This window comes from Bradyrhizobium zhengyangense, assembly GCF_022012435.1.
GTDB lineage: Bacteria > Pseudomonadota > Alphaproteobacteria > Rhizobiales > Xanthobacteraceae > Bradyrhizobium > Bradyrhizobium zhengyangense.
In genome coordinates this window covers 59322-77772 of the sequence record NZ_JAKLUA010000018.1, presented here as the reverse complement: position 1 = coordinate 77772, position 18451 = coordinate 59322, and the positions used below count along the sequence as shown (strand labels likewise).

The 18451-nt window shown below is 63.6% G+C and carries 20 protein-coding genes; 12 read left to right on the top strand and 8 right to left on the bottom strand.

The window, feature by feature from the left end:
- The first annotated feature begins 10 nt into the window (after positions 1-10).
- Positions 11-622 carry a PilZ domain-containing protein gene (locus L6637_RS34730; RefSeq protein WP_237866260.1) on the top strand — a complete coding sequence of 204 codons (612 nt, stop codon included), beginning with the start codon at positions 11-13 and terminating at the stop codon, positions 620-622.
- A 330-nt stretch (positions 623-952) separates the two neighbouring features.
- Positions 953-1579 (top strand): transglutaminase-like cysteine peptidase, encoded by a 627-nt coding sequence (locus tag L6637_RS34725; protein ID WP_237866259.1) that lies wholly within the window; start codon positions 953-955, stop codon positions 1577-1579.
- 136 nt (positions 1580-1715) lie between these two features.
- Here L6637_RS34725 and L6637_RS34720 read toward each other — a convergent pair whose 3' ends face one another.
- Positions 1716-3878, bottom strand: a complete 2163-nt coding sequence (locus L6637_RS34720; protein ID WP_237873490.1) for a tetratricopeptide repeat protein — start codon at positions 3876-3878, stop codon at positions 1716-1718.
- A 615-nt stretch (positions 3879-4493) separates the two neighbouring features.
- Here L6637_RS34720 and L6637_RS34715 point away from each other — a divergent pair.
- Together L6637_RS34715 and L6637_RS34710 are read left to right on the top strand one after the other, a co-directional pair.
- On the top strand, positions 4494-4982 hold the full coding sequence (locus L6637_RS34715; protein WP_237866257.1) for a hypothetical protein: 489 nt from the start codon (positions 4494-4496) through the stop codon (positions 4980-4982).
- 2 nt (positions 4983-4984) lie between these two features.
- A complete protein-coding gene (locus L6637_RS34710) occupies positions 4985-5398 on the top strand; it encodes a hypothetical protein (RefSeq protein WP_237866256.1) in 414 nt (137 codons plus the stop codon).
- Positions 5399-5475: 77 nt separating this feature from the next.
- Here the strand turns inward: L6637_RS34710 and L6637_RS34705 are convergent, their stop codons facing one another.
- A complete protein-coding gene (locus tag L6637_RS34705; protein WP_237866255.1) occupies positions 5476-6816 on the bottom strand; it encodes a metal-dependent hydrolase family protein in 1341 nt (446 codons plus the stop codon).
- A gap of 352 nt (positions 6817-7168) precedes the next feature.
- On the bottom strand, positions 7169-7876 hold the full coding sequence (locus L6637_RS34700; RefSeq protein WP_237873488.1) for a GntR family transcriptional regulator: 708 nt from the start codon (positions 7874-7876) through the stop codon (positions 7169-7171).
- A gap of 265 nt (positions 7877-8141) precedes the next feature.
- On the opposite strand from L6637_RS34700, the gene L6637_RS34695 reads away from it, so the two are divergent.
- The 6 genes from L6637_RS34695 (at position 8142) to L6637_RS34670 (ending at position 14002) form a co-directional block, all read left to right on the top strand.
- The gene (locus L6637_RS34695; protein ID WP_237866253.1) at positions 8142-9128 is read left to right on the top strand and encodes an ABC transporter ATP-binding protein; all 987 of its coding nucleotides are present in this window, start codon (positions 8142-8144) and stop codon (positions 9126-9128) included.
- A 43-nt stretch (positions 9129-9171) separates the two neighbouring features.
- On the top strand, positions 9172-10461 hold the full coding sequence (locus L6637_RS34690) for an ABC transporter substrate-binding protein (protein ID WP_237866252.1): 1290 nt from the start codon (positions 9172-9174) through the stop codon (positions 10459-10461).
- The gene (locus tag L6637_RS34685; RefSeq protein ID WP_237866321.1) at positions 10461-11420 is read left to right on the top strand and encodes an ABC transporter permease; all 960 of its coding nucleotides are present in this window, start codon (positions 10461-10463) and stop codon (positions 11418-11420) included. The genes L6637_RS34690 and L6637_RS34685 overlap by 1 nt, the downstream gene beginning before the upstream one ends.
- A gap of 3 nt (positions 11421-11423) precedes the next feature.
- Positions 11424-12302, top strand: coding sequence for an ABC transporter permease (locus tag L6637_RS34680; protein WP_237866251.1), 879 nt, complete (start codon positions 11424-11426; stop codon positions 12300-12302).
- Between the two features lie 5 nt (positions 12303-12307).
- Positions 12308-13039, top strand: coding sequence for an aspartate/glutamate racemase family protein (locus L6637_RS34675; protein ID WP_237866250.1), 732 nt, complete (start codon positions 12308-12310; stop codon positions 13037-13039).
- A 468-nt stretch (positions 13040-13507) separates the two neighbouring features.
- Entirely contained in the window at positions 13508-14002 is a 495-nt protein-coding gene (locus L6637_RS34670) for a hypothetical protein (RefSeq protein WP_237866249.1), read from the top strand.
- Positions 14003-14219: 217 nt separating this feature from the next.
- Here L6637_RS34670 and L6637_RS34665 read toward each other — a convergent pair whose 3' ends face one another.
- Together L6637_RS34665 and L6637_RS34660 are read right to left on the bottom strand one after the other, a co-directional pair.
- On the bottom strand, positions 14220-14573 hold the full coding sequence (locus L6637_RS34665) for a hypothetical protein (RefSeq protein ID WP_237866248.1): 354 nt from the start codon (positions 14571-14573) through the stop codon (positions 14220-14222).
- A 103-nt stretch (positions 14574-14676) separates the two neighbouring features.
- Entirely contained in the window at positions 14677-14985 is a 309-nt protein-coding gene (locus L6637_RS34660; RefSeq protein WP_237866247.1) for a hypothetical protein, read from the bottom strand.
- 95 nt (positions 14986-15080) lie between these two features.
- On the opposite strand from L6637_RS34660, the gene L6637_RS34655 reads away from it, so the two are divergent.
- On the top strand, positions 15081-15311 hold the full coding sequence (locus tag L6637_RS34655) for a hypothetical protein (RefSeq protein ID WP_237866246.1): 231 nt from the start codon (positions 15081-15083) through the stop codon (positions 15309-15311).
- On the top strand, positions 15308-15472 hold the full coding sequence (locus L6637_RS34650; RefSeq protein WP_237866245.1) for a hypothetical protein: 165 nt from the start codon (positions 15308-15310) through the stop codon (positions 15470-15472). The genes L6637_RS34655 and L6637_RS34650 overlap by 4 nt, the downstream gene beginning before the upstream one ends.
- Positions 15473-15498: 26 nt before the next feature.
- On the opposite strand, the gene L6637_RS34645 is transcribed toward L6637_RS34650, so the two are convergent.
- The 3 genes from L6637_RS34645 to L6637_RS34635 form a co-directional block, all read right to left on the bottom strand.
- Positions 15499-17193 (bottom strand): PAS-domain containing protein, encoded by a 1695-nt coding sequence (locus L6637_RS34645; protein ID WP_237866244.1) that lies wholly within the window; start codon positions 17191-17193, stop codon positions 15499-15501.
- A 113-nt stretch (positions 17194-17306) separates the two neighbouring features.
- Positions 17307-17837 (bottom strand): gamma carbonic anhydrase family protein, encoded by a 531-nt coding sequence (locus L6637_RS34640; protein ID WP_237866243.1) that lies wholly within the window; start codon positions 17835-17837, stop codon positions 17307-17309.
- An 82-nt stretch (positions 17838-17919) separates the two neighbouring features.
- A complete protein-coding gene (locus tag L6637_RS34635) occupies positions 17920-18249 on the bottom strand; it encodes a DUF6949 family protein (protein ID WP_237866242.1) in 330 nt (109 codons plus the stop codon).
- Between the last annotated feature and the right edge of the window lie 202 nt (positions 18250-18451).

Sequence of the window (18451 nt, the reverse complement as noted above, 5' to 3'; positions counted from 1 at the left end):
GGTAGTGAAAATGGCGTTGGCGAACAAAAAATTTCTTCCGGCCGCCGAGGAACGTCGGCGTTTCCAGCGGGTGAAGGTGCACCTGCTCGGCCGTTACATGCTGCCGGATCGCCGTGAATTCCCCTGCCAGGTGATCAACATGTCGCCGGGGGGCCTTGCGCTGCTCGCGCCCGGCATCGGCAATGTCGGCGACCGCGTGGTCGCCTATCTCGACCATATCGGCAGGGTCGAGGGCAAGATCACAAGGATCATCGACAACGGCTTCGCGATGACGGTGGGCGCGACGCCGCGCAAGCGCGACAAGCTCGCGGCCCAGCTGACCTGGCTCGCCAACCGCGACATCCTCAATTTGCCGGAAGACCGCCGCCACGACCGTATTGTGCCGCGCAACCCGATCGCGGTGCTGACGCTCGAGGACGGCACCAAGATGACTTGCCGCATCATCGACCTGTCGCTGTCCGGTGCCGCCATTGCTGCGGAGAACCGCCCGCCGCTGAAATCGATCGTTCTGCTCGGCCGGGTCCAGGGCCGCGTGGTGCGAAACCTCGAGGACGGCTTCGCGCTCGAGTTCATGCACGCGCAGCCGATCGAGACTCTCGAAGAGAGCGTTACCGCGCGGTAAAGCGCGACAGCGCCAAAACCCCTGTTTTACCAGCTCTGAAGGCGGCCTCTGCGATGCAGACGCCGCCTTTCTCGCGTCTTGCAGCGGCCGCGGGCGGGTTAACGCGCGGCCTGTTCATGCCCCCAACCAGCGGTTCCGCCAGCGTTTCCGCGTTAATCCCTAAAATTTGAATCAATTGCAGTATTTTCGAATTTTAGTCGAATTCTATTCAAGTATAGATCGAATTCGCCGCCAGTTTTACTTGCATTCGTCTCGACTTGACTTGGTCGACTTAGCGGCAACTCAAAAGCTCCGTGCGAAATGTGGTCCCAACAAGAAACGGGGGCCGCAATGTTGGACTTCAGGGGACAGGGAAAGGCACTGGCGCTCGCCGCCATGCTGTTCGGAATGAGCTCGGCGGTGCAGGCCGGCGAAAGCCGTCTGCTCTACGCGAGCCTCGGCGACACGACGCGTGCGCCGATCGGCTGGGTCGAGTTTTGTGCAGAGAACGCCGCTCAGTGTCAGGGCGGAGCGACGCAGCCGCGCGACATCGTGATGTCGCAGGCCGCGTGGCGCGACCTGACCAAGGTCAATCGCTGGGTCAACGAGACGATCAAGCCTTTGACCGACCAGGAGCACTGGGGCGTCGTCGAGAAATGGTCGCTGCCGACCGACGGCTACGGCGACTGTGAAGATTACGTGCTGCTGAAGCGCAAGATGCTGATGGACGCCGGTTGGCCGCGCGAGGCCCTGCTCATCACGGTCGTGCGCGACAAGAAGGGCGAAGGACACGCGGTGCTGACGGTGAAAACCGACAAGGGCGAGTTCGTTCTCGACAATCAGAACGAGAACGTCGTCGCCTGGACGGAGACCGGCTACCGCTTTGTCAAGCGCCAGTCGCAGAGCGATGCCAACGTCTGGGTCTCGCTTGGCGATACCAAGCCGGCGGTCTCGACCGCCAGCGCGAGAGACCAGTAGTTCGATCAGTAGAGACAAACAAACGAGTTACGCGACCCGGTCACATCCCCACCCCTCCCCGTCCCAGACCGGTTCGCGCGCGGCCAGCCATCCCCCAATGGCTGGCCGCAACTTTTTGGGGCTTGTGTTCCAAGCTCTAGCGGTCTGCCGGAGCGGCAAGAGCGAGTTGCAAGCCGGCACGCAAGGCCGAACCGGGATGACGACCGAATTGCGAGGCGAGGCCATTGTTGTCCAGCGTTGGCGCGAACATCCTGAGCCGCTCCGCCATCCGGTGGGACTCCTCCACATCCCCTGTCAGCGCATAGGCCGCGGTCAGTCCGGCCCAGCCGCGGGGATAGCGCGGATTGAGCGCGACCGAACGTTTGAACAGCGCGATGGCCTCCGGATATCTCTTCAATTCAAGCTCGCCATTACCGGCAAACTCCAGCCAGATCGGCATGATCGGATCGCGCGGGCTAAGCCGGATCGCGTAACGCACATGCGCGAGCCCCTCCGCGGGGCGGCCCGAACGGATCAGCCCGTTGCCGATCTGCGCATGCGCGCTGGCATCGCTGGGATCGATCCTTATCGCGCGCTCCAGATGCTCCATTGCCTCCGGCAGCGTCGGCAACGTGTTGAGCGCGAGCGCGAGATAGAAATGCGCGTTGCTGGAGTCGGGATCGCGTTCCAGCACCTTGCGCAGGATCTCGATCGCCGCCTTGCGATGCGCCCTCGACTCGGTATCCAGCACCTGCGCCCCCATCCGGGCGTGATAGGCGCCGATGCCCGTGAGGGCGCGCAGATTCTGCGGCTCCTTCTCCAGCGCGCCCTCAAACAGCGCCAGCGCCTGGCGATAGCCGTCAAGACGCACCTCCGACAGCGCAGCCCAGCCGCGATAGGCGAGCGCGGCGGCGTCCGAGCTCTGCGACAGGCGCGAGCTCTCGATCGGCAGCATCTCGAACTGGAGCTCGCGGGCGAGCCGCGCGACGATCTCGTCCCGCAAGCCCTGCCGGTCGGCGCCATCGCGTTCGATCCGGCTGCTCCAGATCGACAGCCGGCTCGAAGGATCGACCAGCTCGACATTGACGCGCAGCCCCTCCTCCTGCCGCCGGACGCTGCCTTCGAGCACGTAACGTACCTTCAACTCGTGGCCGAGCCTGCCGACATCGATCGGCTGACCGGCGAAGCTGCGTGCCGTTTGCTGCGAGATCACGCGGAACGACGGCAGGCGGGACAGCGTGTTGGTGAGATCATCGGTCAGCATGTCGGCGGTGAGCTGGAGATGGTCGTCCGCGGCGCCGAGCGTCGTGAAGGGCAGCACCAGGATCGGCACGAGGCCGTTCGGGAGTGTCACCTCGCCGCCTGAGGACGGCGAACGCCAGAAATCGCCGGCCTCGGGGGACGCCCCCGCGGCAAGTTCCGCGACATCAGTATGCTGCCGCGCGCGCAGCTCGAACAGCGCGCCCAAAGTCAGGACCAGCACCAGACCGGATCCTGCCAGGACCCTTCCCACCATTTGGCGCAGCGCGCTCTTTTTGTGTCTTGGCGCAACCGCCGCCGGCGACAAGCGCGGCGCATCCGGGATAGCTGGTGCAGCTGCGCAATCGACCGCAACCGCGCGATCGGCTTCGACAGCGCTGGAGCGCAAGCCGTCGAGCATCTCGCGCGTCGCCTTCTCGGGGCCGACGCCGAGCTCGCGCTGCAACACATCGGCAAATCCGGCGGCGCGGGTCAGCGCCTCATGACGGCCGTGATAGCGCGCATAAAGTGCGATCGCGAGCCGCTGGACATCCTCGCGCAGCGGATCGAGCGCGATGAGTTGCTCGACCGCTGCGATCGCATCGTTGGGATCCGTGACGAGATCAGGGCGCTCGACAAATGTCGCGCAGAGATGCGCCGCTGCAAGCTGGAGCCGCGTTCGCTGACCGGCCACCCACTCCTCGATGCCCTCCTCATCAATGTGATGACCGGCGAGAAAGTCGCCGGTGAACAGACGCGCGGCAAGCGCAAGCTCCGCGGCCTTGGTCGATCGCGACAGCTGCTCGAATTCGCGCGCGTCGATCGACCATAGCTCGCCGTCGAGCCGTACCACTCCCGCGTCGGCGATAACGAGCGATGGACCAAGATGCTTGCGCAGCATCGCCAGCGCCTGCCGCAGGCTTTGTCGGGCCTGCTGGTCCGAACAGTCCCCCCACAACAGCGTCGCGAGCTCTTCGCGCTGCGCCGCGTAGTCACGGCTCATGGCAAGATAAGCAAGCAGGACGCCGGACTTGCGCGTCGGCAGGGCGATTGCCGAGGACTGGTCATGAATGGTCGTCACGACCAAGCGGCCAAGCAGCCGCAATCGCATGGTGCTGCGCGATGTCAGTTGCGGACCCACACCGGCTCCTCCCCCTAGCGACGGTTGATCCGCTCTTTTCACGCGATCCTACGAGCGCCACCGGCGAGGGCAAGTGGGATAGGTCACACCTTCCTGCCGGGTTTCACGTTTTTTTTGCGCTCCCGTGACGGCGGCTACCGCACTGTTTCGAATCTCGATGTGCGACAGCGCGGGAGGCTGGATTTGGAAGCGCTGCAACATCCGGCACGATCGTCAGAGGCACCGCGTCCGCGACGTCGTGAGCACCGATATCACCAGGCGTTTTTCCGTTCAGGCACTCAGAAAATTCATTGAGGAGGACTCCATGCAATTCAATTCACGCATTGATTTGGCCGGCAGCCTTGTCGTTCTTGGTTTGCTCGCCGGCGTCGGCCCGGCCTCAGCCGATTTCGATGGTCCCAGGCTGAAGGATCCTACGGCTTCACGGGATCGGCCGAATGCCTGGTCGCGCCGGGTCATGTCGGCGATCCGAACGGCCCGGGGCTTCCCAACCCAACGCCGGGCGTTGCACTGCCGAACTCGGGATTCCAGACCAATCTGCGCCCGAATGACGCCGTGCCGGGATCCTCGACAGACGCCTATGCCAACTCATTCGCAGTGGAAGGCATCCGCAAGTTCAACGGCAATGGCACCGGCACCGTGAAAGGCACCGTGGTCGGCATCACCATTCGTCCCACCCCCGGCCCCGGCGGCTTTCCGCATTTCCCGCCGGCCGCCGGCTCCGCCGATTTCAGCTTCTCTTTTACCTACACCGTCAACGAGGACGGGACCTGGACCAGCACCATGGTGCCGGGCAGCTACACCGAGACGCACCTGACCGGCCCGCGGACTGGCCAGACCTCGACGGTCGACGCGATCCCGCCGACGACGGGCATAATCTCCGAGGACGGCAAGACGCTGACCGCGGCGCATGTGACGACAGCCGTGGAAACGCATACCTACTCTAATGGCGATGTCGAGCCGCGGATCTGCCATCGCTCGCGAATCTACATCAAGCTCAGGCACAGCGATGACGATGACGATCAAGGCAACGGCAATCATTAGCCGTGGCTGATCGTCCTTCCGCCCCGCGCGACCGCCATGCCGCTCTGGCGGTCGCGATGAGTCTTGCCTGCGGCCTGATTGCCCCGGCCAAAGCCGACATTCGCGTCGACGGTGATCTGCAGGCATTACAGTTGCAGACAAGTGGCGACAGCCTTGCCGACGTTCTGGCCCGCTTCGACAAGCTGTTCGCAGTGAAGGTCCGGTCCGCGGTCCCGCTCATGAGCGAGGTCAGCGGCAGCTACTCCGGCACACTGTCGCGGGTCGTGGCGCGACTGCTCGACGGCTATAACTATGTGATCAAGATGGATCGCGACGTCACCGAGATCCTGGTGTTCGGCCGCGGTGGCGAGGTCGCAATCGTGCCGAAAGTGAAGCCTGCGGCTGCGGCAAAGACAGTGACGGCCCGCTGGCGTTGACGGCGACTCCGGCCGGGAGGCGCACGCGCCTCTCGGCCTTACAATCCCACAATCCCACGCCGCCCAAGGCGCGATGCTCAGCGTGGCAGAACATTCTTGTAGATCTTGCCGTTCTTCATGATCACCACGAAGTTCTTCGCGGGGTCCTCGACCAAGTTGATGTTGTCGAGCGGATTACCGTCGACCAGCAGAAGATCGGCGAAGGCGCCTTCCTCCACCACGCCGAGCTTGCCCGGATATGGATTGCGCGGGCCGGACAAACTCAGCAGTTCCGCATTGGTCGACGTTGCCATGGCCAGCGCTTCGGCCGGCGTGTACCAGCGTGTCAGTGCCGCCAGCATCGAGCCCTGCTTCTCCGCTAGCGCCTGCGAGAACAGGACGTCGGTGCCAAACGCGGTCTTGAGGTGGTATTTCCTGGCCAGCTCATAGACACGGTCCGTGCCGGCGACAACCTGCCGCAGCTTGTCCTGCTCCGCCGGCCCAAGCCCGGCACCCATGGACATGTCCAGGAACGGCTGGGTGCTGAGCCAGATTCCCTTCTCGGCCATCAGCTTCGCGCTCGCTTCGTCCATGAGATGGGCGTGCTCGATGCACTTCACGCCGGCTGCAATCGAGCGTTGGATCGCAACCGGCGTATAGGCGTGCGTGGCAACATAAGTGCCCCAGTTCTCGGCGGCCTCGACGGCGGCGCGCAGCTCGGGCTCGGTGAAGGTCGAGACGTCCAATGGACTGAACGGCGAAGCCACGCCACCGCCCGCAGTCAGCTTGACCTGGGAGGCGCCCTGCATCAGCTGCTCACGTGCGCGCACGCGCACCTCGTCGGGACTGTCGGCGACCATGCTGCCGCCGATCCGCTCCATGCGGCTGAGCATTCCGCCGATGGTTCGCGGCAGGTCGGAGAGCTGGCGGAAGTCACCGTGGCCGCCGGTGATGGTGATGATGGCGCCAGACGGATAGATGCGCGGGCCGGCGACGAGATCCTCGTCGATCGCCTGCTTGAGGCCGAAGGTCGGTCCACCCATGTCGCGTATCGTGGTGAAGCCGCGCATCAGCGTTGCAGTCGCCTCGCTTGCAGCAACAAGATTGTTGTAGCCGATATCGCCTGCAAGCGCCGCCATCGGCGTCGGGCGTACCAGCATCGCGTGCCAATGCGCATCGATGAGTCCAGGCATCAGCACCCGGCCGCCGCCGTCGATGACCTGGCCAGTGGCCGCGATATCCGCGATCGAGATCTTCTCGATCTTGCCGTCCCTGACGAGGACATTGGATGGCGCCGAGAGCGCTGCGTTCTTGCCATCAAAGATCTTGACGTTGCGGAACAGGACGGCGCCGTCCTGCTGAGCCGGTGCAGGCGATGCGCTGCAGACGATCGTCGCGAGCACCGCCGTGAGGCCGATCCGCCTACGCAATCCCGACATGTTCAACTCCCCGCTGGGGTGCCGCTATGCGGCCACTGCGACAGGTCGCCAGGCAAAAGTCAGCCAGCCGATGTCATGGGAGAGCGAGAGTTGATGCCTGCCATCAGGCAGAGTCAATTTGCAACTATAGGGCGATTCTGCATTACAGCCATTCGAGTCCAACGGAGATGCATTTCCAGAAACATTTATCGGGAAGTTGCGGCACATAAGTAAGCGAGGCTGCCTCGCTTGCATCGAACTCTATTCAAAAGTCGAGCAATAGGAGCAACCGACAAATCAACGAAAGATTGCAACCATCACAGTCAGGCGCAACGAAGGATCTTCGCGGCCATAGCCGAGCGATGCGGCCCGCTTACGCGCCGAGCACGTCGGCAAGCCGCAACTCGTCCGCGGCGGGATCCTTGAGGAACAGCTCGGCTTCGATCTCATTCAGATGCGACAGCATCTGCGTGCGCGCCGCCTGCTTGTCGCGCTTGCGGATCGCGGTGACGATCTCGGCATGATGATCAGTGCCGCAGGCGGGCGTGTCGTGGCGGCGATAGAGCAGGATGATCAGCGAGGAGCGCGCGATCAGCTCCTTGAGGAAGCCGAGATAGATGCTGTGGCCGCTCATCTCGGCGATGAGCCGATGAAAGTCGCCGGAGAGCCGGACCGAGGCGCGCGCGTCGCCGCGCAGCTCGGCTTCCCGCTCCTCAGTGAGGTGTTGCTGAAGGCGCTCGATCCACGCGGGCGAAACGGCATCAACGGCGTGATCGACGATAGTGGGCTCGACCAGGCGGCGCGCCTCGAACACCTCGCGGGCATCCGCGGGCGTCGGGCGCGCAACAAAAGCGCCGCGGTTCTTCTCGATATTGACGATGCCCTCATGCGCAAGCTGTTGCAGCGCGGTGCGGACCAGCGTGCGGCTCGCCCCATAGATCTCGCCGATCTCATCCTCGCCAAGCTTGGTGCCCGGCAACAGGCGATGCTCGAGGATCGCCGCGGTCACGCCCTCCCTGATCCGGCTGACGCGATCGCTCACGTCGGGCGCATCGGGTTTCGGGCGGGATTTGGCGGCCATCAGTTCGAAGTGTGGGTTTGAGGGCGCGATCAGCGTTCGGCCTTCGATGGTAATCGACGAGCTGTATCCAATCACAGGCGAAACTTTATACAATCTTCGCCCATTTTGTGTGCACATCTCTGCCGGCACCATGTGCCGCACAATCGTACTGGATTCAATCTAACGATCTGACTCCGCAGCACAGTTTCCGAATTCGGCAATCCTGCCGCGGTTGGCACGGACCTTGCGGAGAGAGGCGGAGCACCGCCCTCCTCTCGGACACGCCATGGCCACTCCTGCCGCTCTCGAACTGGTTGCCGTCACCAAGCGCTATGACACGACGCTGGCGGTGGACAATGTCAATCTGAAGATCCCGGCCGGCACTTATTGCTGCCTGCTCGGCCCGTCCGGCTGCGGCAAAACCTCGACGCTACGCATGATCGCCGGTCATGAAGCGGTCAGCGAGGGCGACATCATCCTCGGCCCGCAGAACGTCACGGACCTCGAGCCCGCCAAGCGCGGCACGGCCATGATGTTCCAGTCCTACGCGCTGTTTCCGCACCTCACCGTGCTCGACAATGTTGCGTTTGCCCTGAAAATGCGCGGCATCGACCGCGCGACCAGGCACAAGCGCGCCGGCGAGCTTCTGGAGCTGGTGGCGATGAGCCCCTATGCCAGCCGCCTGCCGGCCCAGCTCTCCGGCGGCCAGCAGCAGCGCGTGGCGCTCGCCCGGGCGCTGATCACCGAGCCGCAGATCCTTCTGCTCGACGAGCCGCTGTCCGCGCTCGATCCGTTCCTGCGGGTCAAGATGCGCGGCGAGCTGAAGCGCCTGCAGCGCGAGCTCGGCATCAGCTTCATCCAGGTCACCCACGGCCAGGAAGAGGCGATGGCGCTTGCCGACCACATCGTGGTGATGAACCAGGGCAAGATCGAGCAGCAGGGCACGGCCCGCGACATCTTCCACCATCCCCGCACCGAATTCGTGGCGCGCTTCATCGGCGGCCACAACGTTCTCAGCGACGCCGGCAGCCTCATCGCCGTACGCGCCGATCAGCTCGGCATCATGCCGTTCGTTGACGGCGCATTCGGCGCGCCGGCGCGGCTGACCCAGACCGAGTACCAGGGCTCCTATGTTGCCGTCTCGCTCACGCTCGACGACGGCACCGCCCTGTTCTCCCATCTTCCCGAGTCCACCTTCGACGTCCACCCGTTCCGGCCGGGCGATCGCGTGCTGGCCACCTGGGATCCCGCCAAGGCGCAACGTCTGCAATAGCGCCGTCATTTTAGAAAATGCGCAACACAGAGGAGTGATTGGAATGACCGAGACGACCAAAAAGACCGGCGTCAGCCGCCGCACGCTACTCAAGGGCACCGCGGGTCTCGCGGGCCTTGCCGCCGGCTCCGGCGCCATCACCGGCTTTCCCTACGTGATGTCGGCCGAACCGAAGGTGCTGCGCTATCTCGGCACCGCCGTGAACGAGGGCGACGACATCTCCAAGCAGTGCCTGAAGGACACCGGCATCAAGATCGAATACATCACCGCGACGACCGACGACGTCACCAAGCGCGTGATGACCCAGCCGAACTCCTTCGACGTGCTGGACACCGAATATTTCTCGCTAAAGAAGCTGGTGCCGTCGGGCAACATCCTTGCCCTCGACGCCAAGAAGATCAAGGAATTCGACAACATCACCCCCGTCTTCACCAAGGGCGAGACGCCCGGCGGCAAGAAGATCGGCGGTCAGGGCACCGCGCCCTGGAAGGTGCTCTATCTCGAAGGCAAGGACTCCAAGACGTTCTCCAAGACGGCGACCGAGTTCGTCACGCTGATCCCGACTGTCTACAACGCCGACACGCTCGGCATCCGCCCCGATCTGATCAAGCGACCGATCAGCTCGTGGTCGGAGCTGCTCAATCCCGAATTCAAGGGCAAGGCCTCGATCCTCAACATCCCCTCGATCGGCATCATGGATGCCGCGATGGTCGTGGAAGCCACCGGCAAGTACAAATATGCCGACAAGGGCAACATGACCAAGGAAGAGATCGATCTCACCATGAAGGTGATGACCGAGGCAAAGAAGGCCGGCCAGTTCCGCGCGTTCTGGAAGGACTTCAATGAGAGCGTGAACTTGATGGCGTCGGGTGAGACTGTCATTCAGTCGATGTGGTCGCCCGCTGTGACGAAGGTGCGCTCGATGGGCATCGCCTGCACCTTCCAGCCGCTCAAGGAAGGCTATCGTTCCTGGGCTTCCGGCTTCTGCGTCTCCAAGGGCGTGTCGGGTGCGAAGCTCGACTGGGCCTATGAGTTCGTCAATTGGTTCCTGTCCGGCTATGCCGGCGCTTACCTCAACCGCCAAGGCTACTACTCGGCCGTACTCTCGACCGCGAAGGCCAACATGGAGCCCTACGAGTGGGCCTACTGGATGGAAGGCAAGGCGGCCGAGAAGGACATCAAGGCGCCCGACGGCTCGCTGCTGGAGAAGGCCGGGGCGGTGCGTGATGGCGGCTCCTACGAGGACCGCATGGGCGGCGTCGCCTGCTGGAACGCCGTGATGGACGAGAACGACTACATGGTCCGCAAGTGGAACGAGTTCATCGCCGCGTGATGGATACGTCGGAAGACATTCTGCAACAGGCATCCCCGGACCTCGTCCGGGGATCCGAGACGAGGCGCGCGGCGAAATCCGCGCGCCTGTCGCCGTCTTTGGTCTCCTGGCTCCAGGCCGGGCCGATGATGCTGGTGTTTCTCGCCTTCTTCCTGATCCCGCTGGTCTTCGTCGTCATCGTCTCGTTCTGGGACTACAACGAATATCAATTGCTGCCGGCCTTTTCCGGCCGCGGCTACACCGACACGTTCGAGGGCTGCATCGCGCAGCTTCCCGATCTCTGCACGATCGGCAAAACCTATCTGAAGACGCTGAAGCTCTGCTTCCTGGTCTGGGCCATCACGCTCTTCATCGGTTTCTGGGTCGCCTATTTCCTCGCCTTCCACGTCAAGTCCAAGACCTGGCAGATGGGACTGTCGCTGCTCTGCACGATCCCGTTCTGGACCTCCAACGTCATTCGCATGATCGCCTGGATCCCGCTGCTCGGGCGCAATGGCCTCGTTAACTCCGGCCTGATGAAGACGGGCCTGGTCAACCAGCCGGTGGAATGGCTGCTGTTCTCCGAGTTCTCCGTGGTGCTGGCGCTGGTCCACCTCTTCACCTTCTTCATGGTGGTGCCGATCTTCAATTCGATGATCCGCATCGACAAGTCGCTGATCGAGGCCGCCTATGACGCCGGCGCCTCCGGCTTTCAGACACTGGTCAACGTCATCATTCCGCTGGCCAAGCCAGGAATCGTGATCGGCTCGATCTTCGTCATCACCATCGTGATGGGCGACTTCATCACCATCGGCGTGATGGGCGGCCAGCAGATCGCCGCCGCCGGCAAGATCATCGAGACCCGGGTCAACGCGCTACAATTCCCGGCTGCGGCCGCGAATGCCGTGATCCTGCTCGTCATCACGTTCCTGATCATCACCATGATGTCGCGCATCGTCGACATCAAGAAGGAGCTGTAGGCGATGAAGGAAGGACGCCCGCGCTCATTCTACCTGCTTGCGATCTTCTTCGCGGCCTATGTGCTGTTTCTCTACGGCCCGATGATCGCGATCTACGTGCTGTCGTTCCAGGGACCGCAGGGCGGCCTCACCTTCCCGATGAACGGCGTGTCGACCTACTGGCTGACAAAGCTGTTCCAGGGCACCGGCATCGTCGATCTCGGTGCGTCCTTCCGCCGCTCGCTGCTGCTCGGCGTCATCGTGATGGCCGTCACTGTCGTGCTGTCGGTCGCCGCCGGCATGGCCTTCCGCAGGAAGTTCAAGATGCAGAGCATCCTGTTCTACTCGGCGATCGCGAGCCTGATCGTGCCCTCGATCATCACCTCGCTCGGAATCTCGCTGGAATTCCGCATCATCGACGATTTGATCAAGGCGCACTGGAACGAGAATTTCGAGACCTCGATGGGCCTGCTCACCTCCGGTCTGGGTGCGCACCTGACCTGGACGCTGCCGTTTGGCCTGCTGATCATGTTTGCGATCTTCAACCGCTTCGATCCCAGGCTCGAGGAAGCTGCGCGCGATCTTGGCGCGACGCCGTGGCAAACGTTCCGCTACGTCGTGCTGCCGATCATCCTGCCGTCGGTGATTGGCATCGGCCTGTTCGGCTTCACATTGTCCTGGGACGAACTCGCGCGCTCCAGCCAGGCGATCGGGGCAGTGAATACATTGCCGCTCGACCTTCAGGGCCTTACCACGACGGTGACGAACCCGGATATCTATGCGCTGGGCACCATCATCTCCGCGGTGTCCTTCGCGGTGATCACGCTTGCGCTGGGGACCATCCACATGCTCAACAAGCGCCAGGCGGCCAAGGGCTCGGACGCCGGCAAAGGGCTCGTCTGATCGCGATGCGACTGCACGTCGTCAATCCCAACACCACGACCACGATGACGGCGAAGATCGCCGCGGCGGCGCGCGCGATCGCGCTGCCCGACACGGTGATCGACGCGCGGCAGCCCGCGATGGGGCCGGTTTCGATCGAGGGATTCTACGACGAGGCCTTCGCTGTCCCCGGTATGCTCGGCTGCATCCGCGAGGCCGACCGCGACGGTGCCGATGCGCACATCATCGCCTGCTTCGACGACACCGGCCTCGATGCCGCGCGCGCCATCGCGAAAGCGCCGGTCATCGGCATCGGCGAAGCCGGCTTTCACGTGGCGAGCCTGGTCGCGGCGCGCTTTGCCGTGGTCACGACGCTTGGCGTCTCCATCGTGCCGATCGAACATAATTTGCGGAAATACGGCCTTGCCGAGCGCTGTGCCTGCGTCCGCGCCGCCGAAGTCCCGGTGCTCGCGCTCGAGGACCGCAATACTGAAGCGCTCGGCAAGATCTCCACGGAGATCACGGCTGCGATCCGCGGCGGCCGCGCCGAGGCCATCGTGCTCGGCTGCGCCGGCATGGCCGATCTTGCAGCTGAACTCGCCGGCACCCATGGTCTGCCCGTGGTCGATGGCGTTGCTGCCGCGGTGACGCTGGCGGAAGGACTGGTCCGGCTCGGGCTTTCGACATCCCGGCTCGGGCCCTACGCAGCGCCGCGCGCGAAGACCTATTCAGGCCCGTTTGCGCCGTTTCAGCCCTGACATTCCGCGCCTGACGGCGCGATCAACTTTGATGTGTCTGTCACAAGCGACCCCAGTTTGCCTCAAGCCGTGCTAAGACCCGCACCAGTATTTCTACGGGGCCGTGCACGAAAAAGAACGATGTCACCTGTTTAGCGTGCGGAGCCGGCTTTCGACGGCTCGAGCTTGCCACGCCGCCCGCCAACTCGGGCGAGTATCGCTGTCCGGCTTGCGACGAGGTCGTGGAAACCTTCGACGGCACCGCGTTCATCGCCTATCGCATGACGATCCAGCCTTCGTTGACGGCAGCCCGTCACTAAGCGGCGCCGAAGCTCCGCCGGAACCTTAGCTTTTTCCCCAAGCGGCCACCTTTTCGTCCCAATTGTTGCCGAACAGTAACACTTTCGGGGCGCACCGGCCGCCTTGTTCTGCGTTCTTGTGCTGCCGTTCTTCGCCACTCTCCAAGTTTCAATTTGGGCTTTGTCAGCGATGATCGATCTCGCAGAGGACACACCGTCCAATCCCCTCCTTCGTCTCGGTGCCCAGCCGATAGCGTTGACGGCTGCCGCGCTGCTGCTCCTGATCGCCGGCGTCACCTCGATCGCGATCTGGCGCGCCTATACTGGTGCTGCGCCTGAGACCGACCGTGTGGTCGCCTCGCGGCAGCTTCAGGTGCGCGCGGCGCAGGCCTCCGAACAACTGGTCGAGAAGACCAAGGGATTGGAGGCGACCCAGCAGGAATCGATCGACCAGCTCCAGGTCGTGCAGGACCAGCTTCAGACCATGAAGAAGCTGCTCGCCTCGCAGCAGGCCGACACCAAGCGCCTGTCGGATCAGGTCGCCAGTCTGAACGAGTCCATCGACGGGTTGCGGCAATCCTTTGCCAGCGTCCGGTCAACCGAGGCCGACACACCCTCGGTTACTCCAAGGAAACCGGCACGTCACCGCGTTCATGCCAGCGCCCGCAAACGCTCTCGCGGCTGATTGGATCCCGCGCCGCGGCCCTTTATTTTCGCCAGATGTGAAATGGATCACATTCGTCCGTATGATTCCGCGCCATGCTGCCCTCTACCGGATGGCGTGAGCCGATTTCAATATCCGGGGCTGGCAAGGTCGTTGACGGTATACTGCGTCAACGGCCTTGTTTTTTAATGTTGCGGTATCCCGGTGCCTCGATCGAGTCGCACCCTACTGGCAGCCGCTATTCACAGACCTGAACACGGCGGACGCGCCAGCCCCATTGCGTCATCACGCGCTGCCGCACGGGGTAGCACTGCGCGCCATAGTCCTCGTAACCGACGCCGTAGTATTCGCCATAGTACGGGTAGCCGTAGCCATAGGCGCCGTAATAGCCGGCGCCTGCAATACCGGCGCCGATCGCGACACCCGGCCAGAAGCCGCCGCCGTGCCAGCCATGGCCAAACCCGCCACCGCCCCAATGGCCACCACCACCCCAATGGCCGCCACCGAAACCGCCTCGCGCCTGCGCCGCCTGGGGCGCTGCGAGGCCAACCGCCGCGATGGCCAGTGCGGCCACGATCATCTTGCGCAACATCAACTCACCCTCCGCGTGGAAACACTCCACACTTGAAAACCGGGGCAAGCTAATGTCCCTCGACCGTTGATGATAGGCGGACCGGCTCACTTCCGCGCGAGCGTCAGCAGCCGCGGCAGATGCTCTTCATCTTCTTGTCGAGCAGCCGGTTCTCGGCACTCACCGCAGCATCGGCGTCGGGGTTCGTGCCCGAGGCCGCCCCGGTGGTGACGCCGGCCGCAGTGTTCGCGCCGGAGGATTGCGCCGTGCCCAGACTGTTGGTGCCGGGCGGCGGCGCCGGCGCATTGGCGACGCCGCCGGTCGATCCGGTCGCACCGCCGGTCGTCTGTCCGAACGATACAACGGGCATTGCAGCGAGGCCGATGATGACGATCAACATCTTGATCGAAGCGCTTGCAGACGGTTGGGCCATTGGAAAATCTCCCTGCCCGATCAACCGTTGCAGCAAAGACAGGTTCCGGAACAAATCCCGTCACATCAGCTTGAAACAGGAAGGCAACCACGATCATGCGCAAATTGATCGCATTCGACGAGGACACGTTCGACAAGCTGAAGCAATTGGGACGCGACAGGATGGCGACCTTTCAGGAGCTTGCGGATGAAGCCTTCGCCGACCTCCTGAAGAAGCACGGCATTCCCATCGACCTCAGGGACGCCCTGCGCGAGAGCGCGCGCGTCGAAGGCGCGACAGACAAATCGCCCCCACGCCCCCGGACCAGAAAGGCAAGAGCACGATGACCGATCGCGATCCCTTTGCAGAGGGCGAGTGCGCAGCGCGCGAGAACATCCCCGCCGAAGCCAATCCTTACCTGGACGGCAGTGATGAGCACGCGTTGTGGGCCGCCGGCCACGAGAAGGTCGCGGGCGCAATCGAAGCGCGCGAATCCGAGGGAAGCTGACGCGTCGATGTACGCCGCGCGGGCCGCTATGCAGCGGCCACCATCTGTTCGGTCCGGTCCTCGACCATGGTCACGAACATGTGGGATTCCTCGCCAGCGCCGCCGATCTGGACCCGACGGGCCGAGATCACGCGGCGGCCGCGGGCGGGATTGTCGATGGTGTCGACGATCGGCTCCAGCTGCTGCTTCTGCGCCAGGAGCTGCTGGTCGCGTTTCTCGATCAATGCGGCGGCATCCGCGGAGAACAATTCCCGCGCGGTCTTGCCGATGATCTCGCCGCGCGACATCCCGATCATCTTCTCGGCGGCCCTGTTGACGAAGACGTAGCGCAGATTGCGCGCGTCCTTGGCGATGATGCCCTCGGCGACATTCTCGATGATGGTGGCGAGGAAGCGCTCCATCCGCTCGAGGATGCGCTCGCGCTGGCGCTGGTCGGTGACGTCCTCCTGAACCGACACCCAGCCGCCGCCGTCCATCGGCCGTTCGTAGATCTTGATGATGCGGCCGTCGTTCAAGGCGATCTCGTAGGCGGTTGGCTCGCGCTTGGCGATCCGATCGAGCACGGCCCCGACATATTTTGCGACGTCGCCGCTGAACAACCCGCTTTTGACCCGGTGCTGGAGGATTTCCTCGAGCGTCGAGCCGGCCTGGATCGTCTCCGGCAGATTATAGATCCGTCGATAATTGGCGTTCATGGCGACCACGGTCGCCTTGCCATCGAGCATGATCAGGCCCTGCGGCATGCTGTTGATCGCGGCGGAGAGCTGCCACTTCTTGGCCTGGTACTTGTCGTTGAACTTGTCGCGCTCGGTCATCGCCGCGTCGCGCGCCTGCGCGGTGTCGAGCTCGAGCTCCTCGAGCTCGAAGATGCGCGCAACGGCGTCGCGGAAGTGCTGCACGGCGCGCGCAAGATGCCCGATCTCGTCGTGACGGCCAAGATGCGGCACCTCGCTCTTGACGTCCCCGTCGGCGATCCGGTCGGTCGCCCGCGTGATCTCGGCCAGCGCCCCGACCACCGAGCTTCGCATCACGACGACGTTGAGGCCGGCGAGATAGAGCGCGGCGAGCCCGAGCATGAACAGATAGGCCGCCGCGTAGCGGTTGGTGTCGGCGAGCTCGTCGGCTTCCTGGGCCCGTTGGCGATAAATTCTTTCGAGCGTCTCGAGGTCGACGTTGAGCTTGCTCCGCAGCGTCCGGTTGGCGTCATTGTCGCCCCATTCGCGCGCGGCCGCCGGACCGATCTCGAGCCCGCGCCGCACCAGCTCCTGGCGGAATTCGATGAACTGCGCGATGCGCTCGCGGAAGCTGGCCAACTGATCGGCATCGTCGTCACCGGCGGTCCGCTCCAATCCCTTCACGGCGTCAGCGAGCTCACGGTTGCGACGCTCGAGCCCTTCGGCAAACGGCTTCATCGTGCTGCGATCACCGGACATGTAGATGCCGCGCGATTCCATCACGATGGCATAGATCAGCGCGTTGATGCGTCCGATGCTGATCGCGGCTTCCGCCGAGGTGGCATACATGTGGCGGTAGGTCGTCTGCAACCGGACGGTCTGAACCGACATCACGAGCAGGAAGGTGGTGACGATCGCGAGGCAGCCGGCGATGCTGTAGACCTTCTCCGCGACGCTGAGCGTGTCGGCGCCGCGCGCGAAGCGAACGAATTTCTTCAAAAGCCGGATGACGGCCTCGAGACCCGACTGTGACGCTGCAGCGTCCATGGCGCCGCTCTCCCTGGTTGAACGAGCGTCACGATAGGCCTGATTGCGCTAGCGGAGGATTAAAATACCTGCCGGTATTTTTACGGCAGGAGCAAATGGAACCGGAGTGCGGATCAGCCGATCCGCTTGAGGCCCTTTTTGAAGCGGGGGCCGTTGGCGACATAGAACCTAGCCGCGCTTCCCATCTTCTGCACCTGGGCGTCGTCGAGCGTGCGGATGACGCGCGCGGGCGAGCCGATGATGAGCGATCGTTCGGGAAACTCTTTTCCCTCGGTGATGACCGAGCCGGCACCAACGATGCTGTTGCGGCCGATCTTCGCGCCATTCATGACGATGGAGCCCATGCCGATCAGCGCGCCCTCCTCGACGGTGCAGCCGTGCAGAATGACGTTGTGGCCGACGGTGCAGTTCTTGCCGATGACAAGCGGAAAGCCGAGGTCGGTGTGGCAGGTCGAGCCGTCCTGCACATTGGCGCCCTCGCCGATCTCGATCCACTCGTTGTCGCCGCGCAGCACCGCGCCGAACCAGACGCTCGCGCCCGGCTTCAGGCGCACCTTGCCGATCACGGTCGCGGTTTCCGCGATGAAGTAGTTGCCGTCGGTGGGAAGATCGGGCGCCTGCCCGTCGAGCTCGTAGATCGCCATGGAGGTCTCCTGTCACGTCAACCCAAGCCATAGCGAAACGACGACACGGAAGCAAAGGGCTGCCGCACAGCCCTGCAAGGCGTCAGCCGATCACGCCGGTCGCGCGCAGCGTCATCAGGAAGAAGGTGCCGCTCATCATGCTCCAGAAGCAGGCGATGACGGTTGCCATCATCACGAACTCGAAGCGGCGGCTTTCGAGCCGCATGCCGCGCAGCGTATTGCGCATGATGATGAAGGGCGCCGCGAACACCAGGAACGGCACGGCCGCAAACGTCTTCGGCGCCACGCCCTCCTGCAGCAATCCGAAACCTGCGGGCCGTTGCGACATCGCCTGGTATCCATTCGCGAGCGCACCCGCGAGCGCGAAGCCGATGCAGATCGAGAAGAAGGTGTTGAGAGCTTCAGGTGTCATCGGAACAGTCCGCCCATACGCAACGCGAGGACCCTTCCTGTGACAAATAGTGCCGGCTAACGCTACATTATCCTTAAGCGAAGGTTAACGCCGCCGCCCGGCCCAAGCAGAGCCCCCCGCCCTCCCGGCAACCCGGAACCCTCCGCGAAATCGCCGCCACGTGGCATATTCGCCGGTGATTCGTCGGCCATCGGCCGACCGG